At 55.9% G+C, this 20,411-nt stretch carries 17 protein-coding genes; 14 read left to right on the plus strand and 3 right to left on the minus strand.

Annotated elements, in window-relative coordinates; all coding sequences use genetic code 11:
• Window positions 1–8 precede the first annotated feature (8 nt).
• Both IV109_RS04515 and IV109_RS04520 read right to left on the minus strand, forming a co-directional pair.
• Entirely contained in the window at window positions 9–854 is an 846-nt protein-coding gene (locus IV109_RS04515) for a sialate O-acetylesterase (RefSeq protein ID WP_296692839.1), read from the minus strand.
• On the minus strand, window positions 851–2,062 hold the full coding sequence (locus IV109_RS04520; RefSeq protein ID WP_296692858.1) for an acyltransferase: 1,212 nt from the start codon (window positions 2,060–2,062) through the stop codon (window positions 851–853). The genes IV109_RS04515 and IV109_RS04520 overlap by 4 nt, the downstream gene beginning before the upstream one ends.
• Here IV109_RS04520 and IV109_RS04525 point away from each other — a divergent pair.
• The 14 genes from IV109_RS04525 to IV109_RS04590 all read left to right on the plus strand — a co-directional run bounded on the left by IV109_RS04525 (window position 2,015) and on the right by IV109_RS04590 (window position 19,366).
• Window positions 2,015–3,631 carry an acyl-CoA ligase (AMP-forming), exosortase A system-associated gene (locus IV109_RS04525; protein WP_296692861.1) on the plus strand — a complete coding sequence of 539 codons (1,617 nt, stop codon included), beginning with the start codon at window positions 2,015–2,017 and terminating at the stop codon, window positions 3,629–3,631. The two genes, IV109_RS04520 and IV109_RS04525, sit on opposite strands and share 48 nt — an antisense overlap.
• A gap of 80 nt (window positions 3,632–3,711) precedes the next feature.
• Entirely contained in the window at window positions 3,712–4,917 is a 1,206-nt protein-coding gene (locus IV109_RS04530) for a pyridoxal-dependent decarboxylase, exosortase A system-associated (RefSeq protein ID WP_296692864.1), read from the plus strand.
• A 10-nt stretch (window positions 4,918–4,927) separates the two neighbouring features.
• The gene (gene rfbB, locus IV109_RS04535) at window positions 4,928–6,001 is read left to right on the plus strand and encodes a dTDP-glucose 4,6-dehydratase (RefSeq protein WP_296692867.1); all 1,074 of its coding nucleotides are present in this window, start codon (window positions 4,928–4,930) and stop codon (window positions 5,999–6,001) included.
• The gene (gene rfbD / locus IV109_RS04540) at window positions 5,998–6,906 is read left to right on the plus strand and encodes a dTDP-4-dehydrorhamnose reductase (RefSeq protein WP_296692870.1); all 909 of its coding nucleotides are present in this window, start codon (window positions 5,998–6,000) and stop codon (window positions 6,904–6,906) included. The genes rfbB and rfbD overlap by 4 nt, the downstream gene beginning before the upstream one ends.
• Before the next feature lie 2 nt (window positions 6,907–6,908).
• A complete protein-coding gene (gene rfbA / locus IV109_RS04545; protein WP_296692873.1) occupies window positions 6,909–7,823 on the plus strand; it encodes a glucose-1-phosphate thymidylyltransferase RfbA in 915 nt (304 codons plus the stop codon).
• Window positions 7,823–8,383, plus strand: a complete 561-nt coding sequence (gene rfbC, locus IV109_RS04550) for a dTDP-4-dehydrorhamnose 3,5-epimerase (protein WP_296692876.1) — start codon at window positions 7,823–7,825, stop codon at window positions 8,381–8,383. The genes rfbA and rfbC overlap by 1 nt, the downstream gene beginning before the upstream one ends.
• Before the next feature lie 135 nt (window positions 8,384–8,518).
• The gene (locus tag IV109_RS04555; protein WP_366834227.1) at window positions 8,519–9,859 is read left to right on the plus strand and encodes a TIGR03013 family XrtA/PEP-CTERM system glycosyltransferase; all 1,341 of its coding nucleotides are present in this window, start codon (window positions 8,519–8,521) and stop codon (window positions 9,857–9,859) included.
• 19 nt (window positions 9,860–9,878) lie between these two features.
• Window positions 9,879–11,990 (plus strand): XrtA/PEP-CTERM system histidine kinase PrsK, encoded by a 2,112-nt coding sequence (prsK, locus tag IV109_RS04560; protein ID WP_296692879.1) that lies wholly within the window; start codon window positions 9,879–9,881, stop codon window positions 11,988–11,990.
• Window positions 11,987–13,348, plus strand: coding sequence for a PEP-CTERM-box response regulator transcription factor (gene prsR, locus IV109_RS04565; protein ID WP_296692882.1), 1,362 nt, complete (start codon window positions 11,987–11,989; stop codon window positions 13,346–13,348). The genes prsK and prsR overlap by 4 nt, the downstream gene beginning before the upstream one ends.
• A gap of 39 nt (window positions 13,349–13,387) precedes the next feature.
• Complete coding sequence (prsT, locus tag IV109_RS04570) at window positions 13,388–16,162, plus strand: XrtA/PEP-CTERM system TPR-repeat protein PrsT (protein WP_296692884.1); 2,775 nt, start codon at window positions 13,388–13,390, stop codon at window positions 16,160–16,162.
• 248 nt (window positions 16,163–16,410) lie between these two features.
• Window positions 16,411–17,037 (plus strand): hypothetical protein, encoded by a 627-nt coding sequence (locus IV109_RS04575; RefSeq protein WP_296692886.1) that lies wholly within the window; start codon window positions 16,411–16,413, stop codon window positions 17,035–17,037.
• An 81-nt stretch (window positions 17,038–17,118) separates the two neighbouring features.
• Complete coding sequence (locus tag IV109_RS04580; protein WP_296692888.1) at window positions 17,119–17,376, plus strand: HPr-rel-A system PqqD family peptide chaperone; 258 nt, start codon at window positions 17,119–17,121, stop codon at window positions 17,374–17,376.
• On the plus strand, window positions 17,373–18,290 hold the full coding sequence (locus tag IV109_RS04585) for an HprK-related kinase A (protein ID WP_296692891.1): 918 nt from the start codon (window positions 17,373–17,375) through the stop codon (window positions 18,288–18,290). Before IV109_RS04580 ends, IV109_RS04585 begins: the two co-directional genes overlap by 4 nt.
• A complete protein-coding gene (locus IV109_RS04590; RefSeq protein ID WP_296692894.1) occupies window positions 18,287–19,366 on the plus strand; it encodes a nucleotidyltransferase family protein in 1,080 nt (359 codons plus the stop codon). Before IV109_RS04585 ends, IV109_RS04590 begins: the two co-directional genes overlap by 4 nt.
• Before the next feature lie 135 nt (window positions 19,367–19,501).
• Here the strand turns inward: IV109_RS04590 and xdp1 are convergent, their stop codons facing one another.
• On the minus strand, window positions 19,502–20,362 hold the full coding sequence (gene xdp1, locus IV109_RS04595; protein ID WP_296692898.1) for an exosortase-dependent surface protein XDP1: 861 nt from the start codon (window positions 20,360–20,362) through the stop codon (window positions 19,502–19,504).
• Window positions 20,363–20,411: the final 49 nt, after the last annotated feature.

Below are 20,411 nucleotides of genomic sequence, written 5' to 3' on the forward strand. Positions count from 1 at the left end.
GTGGCGAATTATGGCGCTGACGCCAACTTGAGAATTGTTTGAGCCCAATGTTGCGCGGCCTTATCCAGCCCGGCTTCTGAAAAATGGCAGCCATCGTGGCGCAGGTCTTGACCAATCAGGGTGTCGGTGTCTGGACCCTGCTTGAAGCGAGCGCTATTAGCGACCTTGGCTGAAATTGCGGCACGGATTTGAGCATTTGGGGCTGATCGACAAACCGTGGATTGGGCCACGACAATGGGCGCATGAATGCCGGTGAGTTCAAGGATCGCGGCCAATTGGTCCAATCCTGCTCCGTAGGCGGCTTCAGTCGTCCCTGTCCGTGCTTCGGCCTCTCCTTGTTGCCACAAGATCAATTGTGGCGTGAGCCCCATCGCTGTCATTGTGGTGAGATGGTGTTCCAATCGTTTTCGTAGCGGGCTGTTGTCGCCGGTCCAGTCCTCGATCGATGTCCCATCAACGCTTAGTACCGATAACACCAGATTTTGTTGGGGCTTAAGTATCGACAACTGATGTGGCAATCGTGACCAGATGCTGCCGCCCTGTCCGGTACCTCCAGGCAAAGGGTCAGCGGCCATGAGGCATTTGCCCTCTGCGAACAGGCTAACCGGTGCAGCAACCACCGGCACTTTTTCACCGGAATTGGCGGCATTGGATTGCCCGAGTGCAAGAATGACCTGCGGACGTTGTTTTAATACCTGCGAGCAGGGTATGGCTCGTTCATTGCGAATTTTGACAACCTGGTCAAGTTTGGCGTGAAGTGCCTTATAAGGCTCAGGAATTAACTTGAGAATCAGCCAGTACGCGGGCGCCAGCAACAGCAGGCACAAGAGTATCAGGCTGGCTTTTCGGTTCATTGCTCAGTGGGTCTTGTGCGATTTTTGTAGCGCGTCCGTATCCATAGCATTGCGGGCTTCTCTACCCAGCGCACTAGCGCGTTTGCCAATAGCAGATTGGCCATCAGTGCAATGAAAATCGTCAAATCAATCGGGATGCCAATGGCTTGAAGCTGCAATTGAATAGCCCACCCTATGTTTTCGTGCAACAGGTACAGCGGGTAAGAAATCGCGCCCAGCCAGACAAGCGGCGGGGTTTTGAGCATCGGTACTCGACCGCTGGCGGCCAGAAATACCACAGTGGCAAGCGCCAAAGCCAGAGTGAAAACGAAAAGGGAATCGCAAACCCAAAGTGTCAGAAGTGCCATGACTGCGGTTTGGGCGGGTTGCATCCATCCGCTTGAGTCTTGCCGACTGATTGCCAAGTATATGGAAATGCCAAGCGCAAACCATGGGATGTACCCCAAGATCAACAGTCTGAAAATGATCCAGGGCAGGTTGATGCCGAATTGTCGTTCCAGCAGGTAATAGGTCAGCTTCAACACCAGAAGCCCGAATAAGACATGATGTATCAGATTCAGACGGCGCAACCGATATAGCAAAAACACGCCACAATAAAAAAGCAATTCCACTTCAAGCGTCCAATAGACGCCATCCACATGTGCGACGTGGAAAAAACCATGAATCATCAGCATATTGCCAAAAGCGGTGCCTAAGCCCACCAACTTCCCCGGGAGCCCTAACAGGTGGCATATGGAAAAAGTCAGAAAAATGGCAACCCAATAGGCGGGAAACAGGCGGCTGAACCTTGACACTACAAAATCCATGGGACGAATCGTTTTTTCAAGCGTCATGAAAATGACAAAGCCGCTGATGATGAAAAACAAATTGACGCCGTAATAGCCGAGTGGAAACGACACGGTTGGCATTTCAACAGCTTTGAAAAGCTCTGTGAATCGGGTTGTGTAATGAAAGAGCACCACAGCCATTGCTGCTAAACCACGCAGGGCATCAACTTCAAGCAGGCGGTGAGATGGGGGGCTGGCCATGTTCGGATCATAGAGAATAATCTGCTTGGAGCCACGATCGGAAGGACGGTCGCCTATATCCGGCATTGATCCCTGTGAGATACTTTTCCCTCCACAGCTTTTTCCCATCATGGCAGCGCTATTCGCATTTTTATGACCGAATCCACACTTTTGCATGAATTGATCGCTGTAGCGGCCCATCGCACGCCGCAGGCCATCGCCTTGACCATTGGCCCTGCCCATGTGAGCTATGCGGATTTGAGCGCCAGCGTCACCCAGTTTGCTTCGGGCTTGATGGGCTTGGGCCTGGCGCGCAGTGAGAGGGTGGCCATTTACCTAGAGAAGCGCTTCGAAACGGTCATTGCCAGTTTTGGGGCACCTGCGGCGGGTGCGGTTTTTGTGCCGGTCAACCCACTTCTGAAACCTGAGCAGGTCGCCTTCATTCTGCGCGACTGCAATGTACGCGTTCTGGTGACCTCGCCGGAGCGCCTGGCCTTGATGAAGGATGCGCTGGCGGAGTGCCATGACCTGCGCCATGTCATCGTGACTGACGCGGTGGCGGGTTCGGCCTCGGCTGGGGCGATGGTTTTCGCTCCTTTGGCTTTGGTCAATTGGAGTGACTTGTTGGCGAGCCCCCCGCAGCCCGGTCACCGCGTGATCGATACCGATATGGTCGCCATTCTGTACACCTCTGGCAGCACCGGCAAGCCCAAAGGGGTGGTGCTGTCGCATCGCAACATGGTGGCGGGCGCCAAAAGCGTGGCGTCCTATCTGGAGAACGGCGCGCAAGACACCTTGCTGGCTGCCCTGCCTTTGTCCTTCGATGCGGGCTTCAGTCAGCTCACCACTGCGTTCCATGCTGGTGCGCGGGTGGTGTTGCTGAACTATCTGATGCCACGCGATGTGCTCAAGGCCATGGAGCGCGAAGGTGTGACGGGTTTGACGGCAGTTCCGCCCCTGTACATCCAATTGGCGCAATTGGAGTGGCCAGCAGCGATCAATGACAAGTTGCGCTATTTTGCCAACACGGGCGGGCGTATGCCGCGTGAGACGCTGACCGCTTTGCGTCAGCGCGTGCCCACAGCCAGGCCGTACTTGATGTACGGCCTGACCGAGGCTTTTCGCTCCACCTACTTACCTCCGCAGGAGGTGGATCGACGTCCGGATTCGATTGGCAAGGCGATTCCCAATGCGGAAATCCTGGTGCTGCGCGAAGATGGCTCGCCCTGCAGTCCGGAAGAGCCGGGGGAGCTGGTTCACCGTGGCGCACTGGTTGGCATGGGTTACTGGAATGATGCGGAGAAGACGGCCGAGCGCTACAAACTGTTGGCCGCAGACGCGCCCGGTCGACAGGCTGGTCTGCAATTGCCCGAGTACGCTGTGTTTTCCGGGGATACCGTGCGCATGGACGCCGAGGGTTTCCTGTATTTCATCGGTCGGCGCGATGAAATGATGAAGACATCGGGCTACCGTGTCAGCCCCACGGAGGTGGAAGAAATTTTGTACGCCACCCAGATGGTGGGCGAGTGCGTGGCCTTCGGCGTGGATCATCCCACCCTGGGTCATGCTATACATGTGATAGCTACCAAGGTAGTATCGACGGGGGCTATTGACCAAAATGCTTTGATGGCCGAGTGCAAGGCGCGTATGCCTGCCTACATGGTTCCAACGGGTATTGAGTTTGTTGAAGGGCCGCTGCCACGCAATCCAAACGGCAAGATTGACCGAAAACTGTTGTCAGCCGAGTGGGCACAGCGCCGCGCTGCGTGAATTCGGCACCATGACCTGAAATTTAACCGCGATTCAAACTTATGTCCTTGCCAGAACGTCAGCTCCCCGTGCATGCCCCCATGAACCAGTTTCCCGTCAAAGATGGGGAGCTGGTGGTTGGTGGTGAGCGCTTGTCACACCTGGCAGCCCGTGTTGGGCAAACGCCGTTTTACGCCTATGACCGCGCCTTATTGCGGTCCCGAGTGGATGAGTTGCGCAAGGTTTTACCTGCGACGGTGAAGCTGCACTACGCAATGAAGGCCAACCCCATGCCGGCCGTCGTGGGCTTCATGGCCGGCTTGGTGGATGGGATTGATGTGGCCTCAGCGGGGGAGTTGAAAGTGGCGCTGGATGCCGGTGCCAACCCTAAAGAAGTCAGCTTTGCGGGGCCGGGCAAGCGCGATGCGGAGTTGCGGCAGGCAGTGGCGTCTCGTGTGTTGATCAACCTCGAATCGTTTCGTGAGGTTGTCGCACTGGAGGTGATCTCAAATGAACTGGGTTTGCCAGCCCGGGTGGCGGTGCGCGTCAACCCGGACTTCGAACTCAAAGGCTCGGGCATGAAGATGGGGGGTGGTCCCAAGCAGTTTGGCGTGGATGTGGAGCAGATGCCGGCGCTGTTGGCCAACATTGGCCGTGCGGGACTCGCTTTTGAAGGTTTTCATCTGTTTGCCGGGTCACAGAACCTTCGGCCTGACTCCATTTGTGAAGCTCAGCAAAAGTCCTACGAATTGGCTGTGCGTCTTGCACAGGATGCGCCACAGCCCGTGCGGTTTTTGAATCTGGGTGGTGGCTTTGGCATTCCTTATTTTCCGGGCGAGCAACGGCTTGATTTGACGTCGATTGGCGACAATCTGGCCCAGTTGACGCAGCGCGCCAAGACAGAGTTGCCGCAGGCGGAGTTTGTGATCGAACTGGGCCGATACCTGGTGGGAGAGGCCGGCATCTACGTGACGCGGATTGTGGATCGCAAGGTTTCTCGCGGGCAGGTGTACCTGGTGGCGGATGGTGGCTTGCATCATCATCTGTCTGCCTCGGGTAACTTTGGGCAAGTCGTGCGGAAAAACTATCCTGTCACGATCGGCAACAAGGCCGACTTAACGCAAAAAGAAACATCGTCTGTTGTTGGGCCCTTGTGCACGCCATTGGACTTGTTGGCCGACCGCATGAGTTTGCCGGTGGCAGATGTGGGAGACTTGGCTGTGATTTATCAGTCGGGCGCCTATGGCGCCAGTGCCAGTCCGCAAAGTTTTTTGGGACATCCGGCTTGTATTGAGGTGCTAGTTTGAAAGTTGAAAAATGACCATTCTCGTAACAGGTGGAGCCGGCTTCATCGGCAGTAACTTCGTGCTCGATTGTTTGAGTGAATCCGACGAGACAATCATCAACCTCGACCAGCTCACCTACGCCGGCAACCTGCAGAACCTTGCCTCGCTTGAGGGTGATGTGCGGCATATCTTTGTGCGGGGGGATATTGGCGATTCAGCACTGGTGGCCGGTTTGTTGATGAAATACCAGCCGCGGGCGATTGTCAATTTTGCCGCCGAATCGCATGTGGACCGCTCCATTCACGGACCGGGCGAATTCATCCAGACGAATATCGTCGGGACCTTCAATCTTCTGGAGGCGGTGCGTGCCTATTGGGGTGCATTGGACACCACTGCCAAGACTGGTTTTCGATTTTTGCATGTGTCGACGGACGAGGTTTATGGTTCATTGGGCAAGACGGACCCTGCCTTTACGGAAACCCATCGCTATGAGCCGAATAGCCCCTACTCGGCTTCCAAAGCCGCCAGCGACCATCTGGTGCGGGCCTACCATCACACCTATGGTTTGCCAGTTCTCACCACCAATTGCTCCAACAACTACGGGCCGTATCATTTTCCTGAGAAGCTCATTCCCTTGATGATCGTGAACGCGCAAGCCGGCAAGCCTCTGCCGGTGTACGGCGACGGGCAGCAGATTCGAGACTGGCTCTACGTCAAAGACCATTGCAGCGCCATCCGTCGGGTGCTTGAAGCCGGGCAGCTGGGTGAGGTTTACAACATCGGGGGCTGGAACGAAAAGCCCAATCTGGATATTGTTCATACCGTCTGCGCCTTGCTGGATGAGCTCAAGCCGCGAGCAGACGGTCGGCCGTACAAAGAACAGATTGCCTATGTAACGGACCGTCCCGGTCACGATCGGCGCTATGCGATTGACGCCCATAAGATAGAGCGCCAGCTTGGCTGGAAGCCGATGGAAACTTTTGAGACTGGTATCCGAAAGACCGTACAGTGGTACTTGGATAACCCCCAGTGGGTGGCCAATGTGCAAAGCGGTGGCTACCGTGACTGGGTGGCCAAGCAATATGGAACAGGTCCCAAGGCATGAAGATTTTGTTATTGGGCTGCCAGGGCCAGGTGGGCTGGGAACTGCAGCGCAGCCTGGCTGTGTTGGGCGATCTGGTCGCAGTAGGGCGTGACCCGGCCAACAACCCTGATCGCTTGTGTGGAGATTTCCACAATCTTGCTGGGCTTGCTGAAACGGTGCGCCGTGTGGCGCCCGACGTTATCGTGAATGCTGCTGCCCATACGGCTGTAGACAAGGCTGAGGCTGAGCCTGATGTGGCGCGCACCCTGAACGCCGAGGCTCCGGGTGTGCTGGCTGCCGAGGCGCTCAAACTGGGCGCCTGGTTGGTTCACTACTCGACCGACTATGTATTCGATGGCAGTGGCAGTCAGCCCTGGCGCGAGACGGACCCTACAGGCCCCTTGAGTGTGTATGGACGGACCAAGCTTGAAGGCGAGCAGGCCATCGCCATGAATTCCAAACATTTGATCTTTCGAACCAGTTGGGTGTATGCCGCCCGTGGTGGCAATTTTGCCAAGACCATGCTGCGTCTGGCTGGGGAGCGAGAGATGCTGACCGTGATTGACGACCAGATCGGCGCCCCTACCTCGGCCGAGCTGCTGGCTGATGTGACGGCGCATGCGCTGATGTGCACGATTCGGGAGCCCGCGCTGGCTGGCCTGTACCACTGCGTGGCTGACGGCGAGACCAGTTGGAACGGTTACGCACGCTTTGTGCTGGCCCAGGCGCGGACTCTTGGCTGGGCGCTCAAGGCTGGGCCTGAAGACGTGGCCGCCACGCCTACTGCCAGCTATCCCACGCCTGCGCAGCGCCCATTGAATTCGCGTCTGGACACGCAGCGTTTGCGGGCAGCATTTGGGTTGACGCTACCGCACTGGGAGCGAGGCGTCACGCGTATGCTTCATGAAATTTCAGGGAAACAATGAATATGACAATGAATAAAGCCGCTGGCGTCGACACGGTCCAACGCAAAGGCATCATCCTGGCCGGCGGGTCGGGCACACGTTTGTATCCGGCAACGCAGGTCGTGAGCAAGCAACTGCTGCCCATTTATGACAAGCCGATGATTTATTACCCTCTGAGTGTTTTGCTGCTGGCGGGGATTCGCGAAGTGCTTGTGATCTCTACGCCGCAAGATACGCCACGTTTTGCGCAACTCCTGGGAGACGGAACTCAGTGGGGATTGCGCATCAGCTACGCGGTGCAGCCCTCGCCGGACGGACTGGCGCAGGCCTTCCTGATCGGCGAAGCGTTTCTGGACGGCGCACCGAGTGCCTTGGTACTGGGTGACAACATCTTTTATGGCCACGATTTTGCCGGGCTGCTGCACAGTGCCAATGAGCAAACGCACGGAGCCACGGTATTTGCCTATGCGGTTCAAGATCCGGAGCGTTACGGCGTGGTGGAGTTCGATGAGAAAGGCCGGGCCGTCAGCCTTGAAGAAAAACCGAAATTTCCCAAGTCGCGCTATGCTGTAACCGGGCTGTATTTTTACGACAAGCAGGTGGTTGAACTGGCCAAGAAGGTGAAGCCTTCGGCCCGTGGCGAACTGGAAATTACCGACCTCAATCGCCTTTACCTCGATCAGGGCACCCTGGATGTACAGACCATGGGACGGGGCTATGCGTGGCTGGATACGGGCACACATGAGTCGATGCTGGAGGCCAGCCAGTTCATTTACACCATCGAGAATCGCCAGGGCCTCAAGGTGGCCGCGCCTGAGGAAATTGTATGGCGGCATGGCTGGATCGACGATGTGCAATTGCGCAGTCTGGCGCAGCCGCTGGCCAAATCAGGTTATGGCCAATACCTGTTGAGGCTGTTGGATCAAAAGGTGTATTGATGAAGGCTACTCCTCTGGCTATTGCGGATGTGTTGTTGATTGAGCCCCGGGTGTTTGGCGATGATCGCGGATTCTTTTTCGAGAGCTTTAACCAGCGCGAGTTCTTGAAGGCAACCGGGGTGAGTTTGCCGTTTGTGCAGGATAACCATTCCAAGTCAGCCCGCAACGTATTGCGCGGCTTGCATTACCAGCTCAAACAGGCTCAGGGCAAGTTGGTGCGCGTGGTGGCTGGCGAGGTGTTTGACGTAGCCGTGGACATCCGGCCGGACTCACCAACGTTTGGCAAATGGGTGGGGGAGATTTTGTCTGCGTCCAACAAGCGCCAGCTCTGGGTGCCGCCCGGCCTGGCCCATGGTTTTCTCGTGCTTTCCGAATCTGCCGAATTTCTGTACAAGACCACCGATTACTACGCACCAGAGCATGAACGGTGCATTGCCTGGAATGATCCCACCTTGGCCATTCAATGGCCTGCGCTGGCGACACAGCCCCTGCTTTCTGCCAAGGATTTGGCGGGCGTGGCCTTTTTGCAGGCGCAATGGCCTGACAAACCGCTTGCTTAGTTGCTACACTGTCCGATGCATCCTGGCGTCTGCGTAGGCCTGCGTTCGGGAAGTGTCAGGCTCAATATGAGCTACGAAATGTAGGGCGTGAATGTGATAAAAATTTTCAATCATTATTTTCATAAGCGTACGCTCATGAAGATTTTTTTTGACCTCGGCTTGGTGGTAGCCACCTTGGTGGTAGCTATTCTGTACCAGGTAGCAGACCCGGCTTCGGTATCGTCCCTGGTTATCACAACATCTCTTTTGTTGCCCGCCGGTATCTTGGTTATCAATGCCAGCCTGGGCTTTTACCAGCGGGTTCAGAGCCGCACACTGGGCCAGACCGGTGGTCGTGCTGTTTTGTCACTGTGCCTGTCTTTGCCGCTGGCCTATGGGATCTTCCGTTTTTCTCCGCTTCAATTGCAGGACGGGAAGATTTTTCTGATGACCCTGGTTGCCGGTGTCGCCCTGATGCTAGTTAACCGTGTTTATGTGACCCACGCCACGCCTAAGGCGATGATGCGCCAGCGAGTCCTGATTTTTGGAACCGGTACCCGTGCCAAGCTGGTGGGCAGAACACTGAAAAAGTCCGATCCCAACGTGGATCTGGTTGGCTATTACGCCAGCCCCAATGAGGCGGTAACAGAAGTCTCTGCATGGGGGCTGCTGTCACCCGACAAGTCGTTGACCGATATCGTGATGGATGAGCAGGTGGATGAAATCGTTGTTGCCTTGTCCGAGCGCCGTGGCGGCAGCATGCCCTTGCGCGAGCTGCTGGATTGCAAGTTGCAGGGTGTACGGGTGGTCGATATTGCCACCCACTTTGAAAAAACCCTGGGTCAGATCCGGCTTGATTCCGTATCTGCCGGATGGCTTATTTTTGGTGAAGGATTTGAACAGGGCTTTTTGCGTGCCATGGTCAAGCGCCTTTTCGATATTGTGTGCGCGACACTGTTGATTCTGCTCACTTTCCCCATCATGTTGGTGACCGCCGTATTGATCGTGCTGGAAAGCGGGGCACCCATTCTGTATTTGCAGGAGCGCGTCGGACTCAATGGGCGGCTGTTCAATGTCATCAAGTTTCGCAGCATGCGTACGGATGCTGAAAAAGACGGAAAGCCGCGTTGGGCAACTGCCGCGGATGATCGTGTGACGCGGGTCGGACGGATCATTCGAAAGCTGCGGATCGATGAGTTGCCTCAACTCTTCAGTGTGCTGAGTGGCGACATGAGTCTGGTCGGGCCACGACCCGAACGCCCCTATTTTGTGGACAAGTTGACGCAGGAAATTCCGTATTTCGCTGTGCGTCAAAGTGTCAAGCCAGGGGTAACGGGGTGGGCGCAGGTGCGTTATCAATATGGTGCGTCTGTCGAGGATTCGGCGGAAAAGCTTCAATACGACCTCTATTACGTGAAGAACCACAGCCTGTTCCTGGATCTTGTTGTTCTCTTTGAGACCGTCAGTGTGGTCCTGCTCGGCAAGGGCGCGCAGTAGGGTGCACGGGTTCTGACCCATGGACAGTGGCAATCTGGCGTTGATGGCATGGGGCTATGGCTTGGTGGGTCTGGCCTACACGGCTTTTGCTCTGCGCCTGCTGCAACTTGGCTACGCTGCCGCGCCGCGTGAACTGTCCAAAACGGCAGTGTTGACAGCCGTCACTGGAAGTGCCTTGTGGGGGTGGTTTGGGCTGGCACTTTTGCTGACAGCCAATTCTGTTTTTCTGACGCTTGGTACGTTTTCTGACCTGCTCAGATACGCCTGCTGGTTTGTATTTCTGCTGGTCCTGCTGCGACCGAAGTCAGCCAAGACCTCGTCTGACGGTTTCGCGTGGATGGCTGCTGCCGCCCTTGCGTTGACAGTATTTGGTTTTCTCGCGCTTCTGTTCTCGGTCTTGGAGATCGGGTTTTGGGGGGACACCGCCCGCTTGATCCTGTTCAGCTCGATGGCGTTGCCGGTCTATGCATTGGTTTTGCTTGAGCAGGTTTTTCGCAATGCGACGGAGGACTCGCGCTGGAACATCAAGCCTCTGTGCCTGGGCTTGGCAGGCATGTATTTTTTCGATCTGTATCTGTTTTCGCAGGCGGTCCTGTTCAATCGCCTTGATGGCGATGCGCTCAGCATCCGGGGGGGCGTACATGCCCTGATTGTTCCGTTGTTGCTGCTGTCCAGCACAAGGCGCAGCGACTGGATTTCCAAAATTCGCCTGTCGCCCAAAGCAGCGTTTCATTCGGCCACGCTGCTGATTGCCGGTGTGTACCTGATCTTCATATCCGGCGTGGGTTACTACGTGCGCTACTTTGGCGGTGAATGGGGGCGTGCGCTGCAACTTGGGCTCGTAGTTTTTGCCCTGATCCTGCTCATGGTTCTTGCGCTGTCTGGGTCGGTGCGTGCCAAACTCAGGGTGTTTTTGGGAAAGCATTTTTTCCGCTATCGCTACGATTACCGTGAGGAGTGGCTCCGGTTTACACGCACTCTGTCGTCCAGGAATTCACCACAGGAAATGGGGCAGCAAGTTGTTCGAGCGCTTGCCGAAATGCTGGAAAGCCCGGCGGGCGGCTTGTGGATGAAGTCCATTGGTGAGACGGCATTCAGTCAAACAGCGCGCTGGAATATGGCGCAAACCACCGTGAAAGAAGATGCCAATTCGCCGCTGTGTCAATTCATGCTGACCAGTGGCTGGGTGATCAATCTTGAAGAGTACCGTTCTTATTCCCGACGCTATGGGCAACTCAAGCTGCCGATCTGGCTGCAGGAATTGGCGCAGGCGTGGCTGGTCGTGCCTTTGATGGTCGGTGAGGAATTGATCGGCTTTGTTGTTCTGGCCAGTGCGCGTGCGCGCATGGATGTGAACTGGGAGGTTAATGACTTGCTTAAAACTGCAGGACAGCAGGCCGCCAGTTTTCTGGCCCAGATGCAGGCCACGGAAGCCTTGCTGGAGGTTCGCAAGTTTGATGCATTCAATCGCATGTCTGCGTTCGTGGTGCATGACTTGAAAAACATCGTGACGCAGCTCTCGTTGATGATGAAAAATGCGAAGCGACTGGGGAGTAATCCCGAATTTCAGCAAGACATGTTGATGACGGTGGAGAATTCGCTGGACCGGATGCGGCAACTGATGCTTCAGCTTCGCGAGGGGGCTACGCCTCCAGGGGCGGCCTTTGGCGTGAACCTCGGCGCGATCATTCGCCGTATCGAGGCTGTTGCAACGGGGCGAGGCAGGACGCTGGAGGTTCAATTGCTGCAGGAGGTCGATACGCGCGGCCATGAAGAGCGACTGGAGCGGATCATTGGGCATGTTGTCCAGAACGCCTTCGATGCCACGGACATGGATGGGCGTGTCTGGCTCAGGCTTGATCGTTCAGGTGATCAGGCCCGGATTGTGGTGGGTGATACGGGGCATGGTATGTCGCCGGATTTCATCCGGGACCGCCTGTTCAAGCCGTTTCAGACGACCAAACAGGCGGGGATGGGGATTGGGGCTTATGAAAGTTTTCAGTATGTGCAGGAATTGGGCGGGCGAATTGACGTGGACAGCGAAGTGAACAAGGGAACAACGGTCACAATACGCCTGCCTTTGTTTGAAACCCACAAGACTTCAGATCTGCATTCGCTGGAAGCAAAATGACATCCGAAAAAACGCGCTCCTTGCTCATCGTTGAAGACGATCTGGCTCTGCAAAAGCAGATCAAATGGTCTCTTGACCGGTTTGAGTCGGTCACAGCCAATGACCGCGAAAGTGCCTTGCTGCAGTTGCGTAAAAACATGCCTGCGGTGGTTACGATGGATCTGGGCTTGCCGCCGGCTGCAGATTCAGTGTCTGAAGGATTCCGGCTGCTCGAGCAGATCATGGCGTTTGATCCCGATATCAAGGTGATTGTGCTCACGGGACAAAATGACCAGGTCAATGCCCTGCGCGCTGTGGCCATGGGAGCCTATGACTTTTTTGCCAAACCCTTCGAGCCCGAGTTGCTGAACCTGACCGTTGAGCGAGCTTTTCGTTTGTTCGAGCTGCAGGCCGAAAACAGGCGGCTGCAGGCGCTGCAGCAACCCGATGCTTTGGCGGGCTTGATGACACGCGACCCCGAAATGCTGCGGATCTGTCGGACAATTGAAAAAGTGGCCCCTAGCAACGCTACCGTCATGCTATTAGGTGAAAGCGGTACGGGCAAAGAAGTGCTGGCACGTGGTCTGCACCAGGCATCGCCTCGTCGCGCCGGGAAATTTGTCGCCATCAACTGCGCCGCCATTCCCGAGAATTTGCTGGAGAGCGAGCTTTTTGGTTATGAAAAAGGTGCTTTCACCGGTGCCGCCAAACTGACGCTCGGAAAGATCGAAACAGCCAATGGCGGTACCCTGATGCTTGATGAAATAGGGGATTTGCCCTTTTCCCTTCAAGCCAAGCTGCTGCGGTTCCTGCAGGAAAGAACCATTGAACGCGTGGGTGGGCGTCAGGAGATTCCGGTCGATGTGCGCATCGTTTGTGCGACGCACCAGGATTTGAAGGCGCTTAGCAAAGAAGGCCGGTTTCGTGAGGATTTGTACTACCGACTGGCTGAAATTGTGGTGAATATTCCGCCGTTGCGGGATCGTGTGGGAGACGCAGCACTGCTGGCTCACGCGTTCGTGCGACGTTTTGCGCAAGAGCAAAACCGTTCTGCCATGACGCTGGTAGAAGATGCAGTCAGGGCGATTGAAGTGCATTCATGGCCCGGCAATATTCGTGAATTGGAAAACTGTATCAAGCGTGCCACCATCATGGCGGACGGTAACCAGATTTCTGCTGATGATGTGGGTTTGACAGCCCTGTCATCGGACGAAGTTGATACTTCGCTGGACCTGCGTTTGATCAGGGACGCCGCCGAGAAGCGCGCGATCATTGCGGCCATGGGGCGAGTCAATGGAAATATGGTCAAGGCGGCCGAATTGTTGGGGGTGAGTCGGCCTACGCTTTACGATTTGATGCACCGATTGGGTCTGAAGTAACCGGTTGGCGGCACCTTCAATTTATTCTCAGGGAACGATATGAATTTCAAGAAAACGCATTTGAACGTGGCATTGTCTGCCGCACTGGTCTGTCTGCTGCTTTCCGCCTGTGGCGAAAGGCCTGAGGCGATGCTGACTTCGGCCAAGGACTATCTGGCCAAAAACGACAGCAAGGCTGCTGTCATTCAGATTAAAAATGCATTGCAGAGCAACCCGGATCTGCCGGAGGCCCGCTTCCTGTTGGGTACGGCGCTTCTGGACAGCGGGGATCCGGTCGGGGCAGAGGCTGAGCTGCGCAAGGCACTGGATTTGAAACACCCGCAAGACCTGGTTCTGCCGCTGTTGGCAAAGGCCTTGCTGGCACAGGGGCAGACAAAGAAGTTGACGGATGAGTTGGCCAAGTTCGAATTGACCCAGCCGTCCGCCAAGGCCAGTTTTCTGACCACGCTCGCTGCAGCCTATGGCTTGCAGGGCAAGACGGACTTGTCGCGTGAGTCGCTGAAGGCGGCCTTGGTGGCCGAACCTGGTTATGTGCCAGCCTTGATTGCCCAAGCGCGGCAGAAGGCGGGACAACAAGACGCTGATGGGGCGTTGGCCATGGTTGAGGATGTCATTGCAAAATCTCCCAAGAGCCATGAGGCGTGGAAACTCAAAGGCGATATCTTGCTGATTCTTAAGAATCAGGCGCCAGAGGCCTTGACAGCCTTTCGCAAAACGGTGGAGATCAAGCCTGACTTCCTGTTGGGTCATACAGCGATCGTCACGCTGCTGCTGCAACAGAACAATCTTGCGGACGCGGCAGCGCAACTGGAGCAACTGAAGAAAGTGGCGGCGAATCATCCGCAAGCCCGGTATTTGGAAGCTCAACTGGCGTATCAGAAGAAAGACTTCAAATCGACCAGGGAACTGGTGCAGCAGGTGCTGAAGGTCGTTCCCAACAATGTGCAGGGCTTGCAGTTGGCGGGTGCGGCAGAACTGCAGCTCAATTCGCCGGCGCAGGCGGAAGTGTATTTGAGCAAGGCCTTGCAGTTGGCGCCGGAGCTTCCTTTGGCACGCCGTTTGTTGGTGATGGCTCATTTGCGTTCAGGACAGCCAGCCAAGGCGCTGGCCACCTTGCTGCCCGGTTTGAGCCGCGAAAAATCTGACCCTGAGTTGTTATCCGTAGCGGGCGAGGTGTACCTGCAAAATGGCGACGTCAAGAAAGCCGAAGAATATTTCGCGCGGGCGAGCAAGCAGGCACCCCAGGACGCCAGAAAGCGGACTTCCCTTGCGCTCACACACATGATGAGTGGCCAGGTTGAGTCGGCGTTCAGCGAGTTGCAGGATATTGCGGCATCGGATGCGGGCACCACGGCCGATTTGGCCTTGATCAGCGCACATTTAAGACGCCAGGAGTTTGACAAGGCATTGAGCGCGATTGATGCCCTGGAAAAGAAGCAGGCGGACAAGCCTTTGGCGGCAAATTTGCGGGGTAGAACCCTTTTGGCCAGACAGGATGTCGCCGGTGCGAGAAAGAGTTTTGAGCGGGCCTTGGTGATTGATCCGACCTACTTTCCGGCTGTGGCCAGTTTGGCTGCCTTGGACATTGCGGACAAAAAGCCGGATGAAGCGAAGAAACGATTTGAAGCCGTACTGGCCAAGGATCCCAAAAATGGCCAGGCCTTACTCGGGTTGGCCGACCTCGCCGCGAGATCGGGTGCGGTAACAGACGAAGTCGCCAAGTTGATTGGCAATGCTGTCGCGGCAAACCCCACGGAGATGGCGCCGCGCTTGTTGCTGATTGACTATTATTTGCGCAATAAGGATGTTAAAGCGGCGTCGTCTGCGGCCCAAAACGCCGTGGCAGCTCTTCCCAACAGTCCCGAGGCATTGGATGCATTGGGTCGCACTCAGCAGGCGTCCGGCGAATTCAATCAGGCCGTCGCTACTTACAACAAGCTGGCGGGCATGCAAGCGCTGTCGCCGCAGCCGTATCTGCGCTTGGCCGACGTTCATATGGCTGCCAAAGACAAGGATGCGGCAACTGCAAGTTTGCGCAAGGCGCTGGAGATCCAGCCCGACCTGCTGGAAGCGCAGCGCGCCATGGTATTGCTGCATCTTGACGCCAAGAGGGTTTCCGACGCGGTGACGACGGCGCGGACGGTGCAAAAACAGCGACCCAAGGAAGCCGTAGGCTTTGTCATGGAAGGCGATATCAATGCCACACAGAAGAATTGGGATGGTGCTGCAACGGCTTACCGTGATGGCCTCAAGCAGGTGAATTCACCGGAGTTGGCAATCAAGCTTCATTCAGCCTTGCTCGCATCAGGCAAAACGGCAGATGCGGACAAATTTGCAGCGACCTGGCAAAAGGACAATCCCAAAGACACGGCCATCCTCCTCTATTTAGGCGATGGCGCGATTGTGCGCAAAGACTACAGTGGGGCAGAAAAGTACTACACCGCAGTGACCAAATTGCAGGCCAACAATGCGGTGGCCTACAACAATCTGGCATGGGTGACCGCAAGGCTCAACAAAGAGGGCGCGATCGCTTTGGCCGAGAAAGCCAATGCCTTGGCGCCGAATCAACCGGCTTTCATGGACACCTTGGCTGTCTTGCTGTCAGATAAGGGGGACTACGCGAAAGCGCTGGACCTGCAAAGCAGAGTGGTGAAGTTGCAACCTCAGAACACCTTGTTCAAGTTGAATCTGGCCAAGATCCATATCAAAGGCGGCAAAAAGGACTTGGCCCGAAAGGAGTTGGATGAGTTGGCCAAATTGGGTGACAAGCTTGCGGCCCAAGCCGAAGTCACGGCGCTTTTGAAGAACTTGTAGGGTTGTCGGATTTTTTTACACTTCCTTGCTCGCGGCGTTGATGCACAAGAAAATAGCGAGATAGATCAAAGGTTTACTGGGCTCGGCATGAAATATGCATACACAGAGGCGGGCTCATTCTGAATCCATTCAGAATAAGTTGAAGGTGCCTTTGAGGGCAGAATCCAGGCGGATTCGTGATCTAGTTCACGCAGGTAGTCGCCGGAGGTGGTTAACATTGAACATTGCGAGTACGCGAGGGAATCCATATGAACATTGAAAATACTGAATCGACCGGACGGGCCAAGGCAGAGGCATTGTCATCTGCCGCCATCGCGCGTCGTCGTGTTCTCCTCAAAGGCGTTGGCAAAGGTTCGGCGGTGTTGGCAGCTACGGTGCCGCTTCAAACTTTGGCGGGTCAGAGTTTGCTGACTTTTGATGGCAAGCATCAGTGCAGTGTTTCCGGTATGCATTCGGGTGTGCATTCTGCGACGCCGACGACCACGCCAGTCTGTGGCGGTTACAGCCCAGGATGGTGGGGACAGTCGCAGATCGTGGACGGCAAAATTGTTCCCAAGCGCGCATGGCCGACCCTTCCGAATGGCTGGACCTTCAATACGAAATGCGATGTGGTGTTTACCAAATGCACATTGAGAAATACCGATGGATCCAAGCCGTCTCTCTTTCAAATCATGGAGCCACAAGAGCCGATCAGCAAGTTTTCGAATACCGATGAGTTTCATTGGGTTTGCGCATGGTTGAATGCCTTGTCGCACAGCTTCAACTTCCCCTACTCCGGCCAGCAAGTGCTCGATTTCTATAACTCGCCGAGTATTACGGTGTATCAGGATGCCTTGACCTTCTTCAAGACCTACATGGAAACGCATACTCCGTAAGAAGTGTCGAGCCAGGTGCAAGTTATTGCATTAGGCTTTCGTACTGAAAATCATTGAGCCGTGGCTTGGCAGTTGAACGAATTGGCATCCCTTCACTGGCGATGCTGGAGTGGCGAATGGGCCGTGTTTGATGTTGGGTCAGGCCAGACCCATCAGATGGACACCTTCACAGCCACAACCCTGATGATGCTCGAGGCCGGTCCCCAGGACTTGCCGGCACTGGGTGCCCAAGTGGCCGACGAATTGCAGTTGCCCAACAATGCTGAGCTGTCCTCGGTGTTGATCAATACCCTGGAGCAGCTGGTTTCTGTTGGCTTGATTGAGTCGACCGCCCCATGATCTTGTCCAGCTTGAGCGCCGTCGAAGTACGGCGTCGACTTCGTGGGCCGGGCTTGTTGATTCGCACAGGACCGTTCAATTTCAGAATTCTTTCGGCCATAGAGTCGGTCGCGCAAGGTTTGATCTTGCTCTATGCAGACTATCCCCTTGTAGACGACGGAGAGTTCATTGACTTCACAGTGACCCTGGCACCCAGCGGTGGCTTACGGCGTTTGTGGCGCCCCCAAGTCCGGTTTCTCTACGATGGCGAAAGTCCCTTTGCGGTGTTGCCCATGGATCACGCTTTCCCCCTGCTTGAATGGGCGATGAACTGGTGTATCTCTACGCAGGCCCATCATTACCTGACGCTGCACGCCGCCGTGATGGAACGCGAGGGTTGCGCCGTGATCATGCCGGCGCCACCTGGTTCGGGGAAGAGTACCCTGTGCGCGGGTTTGGTCAATCGTGGTTGGCGTCTTTTGTCAGATGAACTGACCTTGATTTCATTGACGGATGGGCTGATAACGCCTCTGGGGCGCCCGGTTAGTTTGAAGAATCAGTCCCTGGCGGTGATTCGGAATTTTGTCCCGCGCGTTGTGATGAATCAAGTGACGCATGACACCTCCAAGGGATCAGTCAGCCACATGAAAGTGCCCACCGAGCATGTGCAGCGCCTGGCTGAGCGGGCCCGACCTCGTTGGGTGATATTTCCCAAATATGTGTCTGATGCCCCTGCAGAGCTCACGCAGCGTTCCAAAGCCAACAGCATGCTGGAACTGGGGCGTAATTCATTCAATTACACGGTGCTCGGACTGACGGGGTTTGAGGTGTTGTCCAACGTTATATCTGTCAGTGACTGTTTCGATTTCCGCTACAGTCAACTCGAAGATGCGGTAGCAGTATTTGACAATCTCGTGGCGAAGGAGCGGGGATGACGCCGGATCTTCTCTCCAGCGTTTGGGCACAGACCGATCGACAGCTTCAGCTGACGCCCCAGCAGTGGGAAACTCTTCTGGGGCAAGCCCGGCAATCCAGATTGCTGGGGCGCTTGGCCCAGCACTATGCGGCTCAAAATTGGCTCTCAACGGTCCCGGCGCAGCCGCGGCGCTATCTCGAAGGGGCGTTGCGACTGATCGATCGCCAACACCATCAGGTGCAATGGGAAGTGGACTGTATCCGGCGTGCCCTGAAGCATGTTGATTGCCCCGTGGTCATGCTCAAGGGGGCGGCCTATTTCGTGGCGCAGTTGCCGCCCCGGCGTGGCCGTCTGTTTTCAGACATCGACATCATGGTCCCGCGGGCGCTTCTGGCGGAAATTGAAGGCGCCTTGTTTCGTGCCGGCTGGATCAGTGACGAACGCGACCCCTACAACCAGCGCTACTACCGTGAATGGATGCATGAGATTCCGCCGCTGACGCATGTACTGCGGCGCACTGTCATTGACGTTCACCACACGATCACGCCGCCTACTTCGCGCTACAAGGTCGATGGCGCGCTGTTGCTCGACCGCAAGGCGGCAGTTGATGGCATGGCCGACCTGTTTGTTCTGGCGCCGGAGGATATGGTGCTGCACAGTGCCGTGCACCTGTTCCAGGAAGGTGAGTTTGACCATGGGCTGCGTGACCTGCTGGACCTGAAGGATCTGCTGGCGTACTTCGGACGCCAGCCGGCGTTCTGGCCCCGACTATTCGAGCGGGCGGATGAGCTTGATCTGGGAATTCCCCTGTTCCATGCGCTGCTGCATATCAGGCGTTTGTTCGGGACGGGAGCCCCGCCCGAATGGAGCGACCGGATCCAGCGACTTGGCCCCCCAGCTCTCGCACGAGTGGCGATGGCTTGGCTATTGGGTTTGGCGTTGCGGCCGGAGCACCCCAGCTGTGACACGCGCTGGACCGGTCTGGCGCGCTGGCTACTTTACGTGCGTTCACATGTTTTGCGCATGCCCTTGCACCTGGTCGTCCCTCATCTGGTTCGCAAGGCCTGGATGGCAAGGTTCCCTGAAAAAGTCTGAAATCCCTGCTTTGCCTGAATAGGATGCTATTTAATATATAGCATACTGTCCATATTCTACGGAGGCTTGACCGAGAAAAAATCAAAAAAATAGCACTGGATACCAGTGCTATTTTTTTGGGGGGGGCTGTACAGGTCAGACTGATTTTTGACCGCGGCGACGGCTGGCCACCAAGCCTACCAAGCCAAGACCGAGCAACGCCATGGAGCCTGGCTCTGGCACATTTGTCTTCGGTGTGGCATTGCCCGCAACCGACAAAACCTTGAAATAATCATTGCCGTTTTGCAGGCCCGTGACCCCGCCAGAATTGGCTGCGCCCTGATCGGTGCCGGTAGCTGCGCCATAGCCGGAGTTATAGGCACTGATCAGCCACCAGCTGGATGTCTTGTCGGTGGTGTTCACTGTCTTGTTCGTGCCAGTCACCAGATCGGCATAGTTGCCCACCAGCTCCCATCCGCCAGCGGAATTGGCTGCGAGCGACGCAATGGTTGACAGGCTCAGGGAAGGTAGCGCGGCACCGGTAAAACGGAATACGCTGATGTCAGCATCGGCCCCGGTAGAGCCGCCGGAACTGTTTGCTTTGTAACCAATTTTGACGCCGTTGAGGTCAACAGACGAACTGCCGAAGTTGAGCATGAGCAATTCTGTGCGTCCAGAATTATCCAGCGTGTGCTGGGGGTTGCTGGTCGACTCGGCAGAATAGCCAGTGCCGGCAGAATAGGTGACGCCAAAACCATTGGGGTTGTAGTAGCCAACACTGGCCGCTGCGTAGTTTGCCCCGGCGGTGGTCGCAACAGACCATGCGGTCACAGTGACTGCGCTTGCGTTGGCGCTGGATTCTGCACAGGTCAGGGTGGCATTGTTGGTGGAGCCATTGACTGCGCCGCAACCGCCACTGAAATTCCAGGTGGACAAGGCAAAAGCGGATGAACCGAGCGTCGACAAGGCCAGCAACACCAGAGATTGAGCAAGTTGTCGTGAACGAATGGATTTCATGGTCTCTGTCCTCAAAAAAATTGGGGATCAGTCAAGTTTAAAAGCTTAC

The sequence above is a fragment of the Rhodoferax sp. genome, from assembly GCF_018780565.1.
In the GTDB taxonomy this organism is placed as follows: Bacteria; Pseudomonadota; Gammaproteobacteria; order Burkholderiales; family Burkholderiaceae_C; genus Rhodoferax.

Coding starts and splice junctions, on each gene's coding strand:
- prsK (WP_296692879.1), top strand. CDS start 9,879: ATGGACAGTGGCAATCTGGCGTTGATGGCATGGGGCTATGGCTTGGTG.
- IV109_RS04590 (WP_296692894.1), top strand. CDS start 18,287: ATGACGCCGGATCTTCTCTCCAGCGTTTGGGCACAGACCGATCGACAG.
- prsR (WP_296692882.1), top strand. CDS start 11,987: ATGACATCCGAAAAAACGCGCTCCTTGCTCATCGTTGAAGACGATCTG.
- IV109_RS04525 (WP_296692861.1), top strand. CDS start 2,015: ATGACCGAATCCACACTTTTGCATGAATTGATCGCTGTAGCGGCCCAT.
- rfbC (WP_296692876.1), top strand. CDS start 7,823: ATGAAGGCTACTCCTCTGGCTATTGCGGATGTGTTGTTGATTGAGCCC.
- IV109_RS04555 (WP_366834227.1), top strand. CDS start 8,519: ATGAAGATTTTTTTTGACCTCGGCTTGGTGGTAGCCACCTTGGTGGTA.
- IV109_RS04530 (WP_296692864.1), top strand. CDS start 3,712: ATGAACCAGTTTCCCGTCAAAGATGGGGAGCTGGTGGTTGGTGGTGAG.
- rfbD (WP_296692870.1), top strand. CDS start 5,998: ATGAAGATTTTGTTATTGGGCTGCCAGGGCCAGGTGGGCTGGGAACTG.
- rfbA (WP_296692873.1), top strand. CDS start 6,909: ATGACAATGAATAAAGCCGCTGGCGTCGACACGGTCCAACGCAAAGGC.
- rfbB (WP_296692867.1), top strand. CDS start 4,928: ATGACCATTCTCGTAACAGGTGGAGCCGGCTTCATCGGCAGTAACTTC.
- IV109_RS04575 (WP_296692886.1), top strand. CDS start 16,411: ATGAACATTGAAAATACTGAATCGACCGGACGGGCCAAGGCAGAGGCA.
- IV109_RS04520 (WP_296692858.1), bottom strand. CDS start 2,062: ATGGGCCGCTACAGCGATCAATTCATGCAAAAGTGTGGATTCGGTCAT.
- xdp1 (WP_296692898.1), bottom strand. CDS start 20,362: ATGAAATCCATTCGTTCACGACAACTTGCTCAATCTCTGGTGTTGCTG.
- IV109_RS04585 (WP_296692891.1), top strand. CDS start 17,373: ATGATCTTGTCCAGCTTGAGCGCCGTCGAAGTACGGCGTCGACTTCGT.
- IV109_RS04515 (WP_296692839.1), bottom strand. CDS start 854: ATGAACCGAAAAGCCAGCCTGATACTCTTGTGCCTGCTGTTGCTGGCG.
- prsT (WP_296692884.1), top strand. CDS start 13,388: ATGAATTTCAAGAAAACGCATTTGAACGTGGCATTGTCTGCCGCACTG.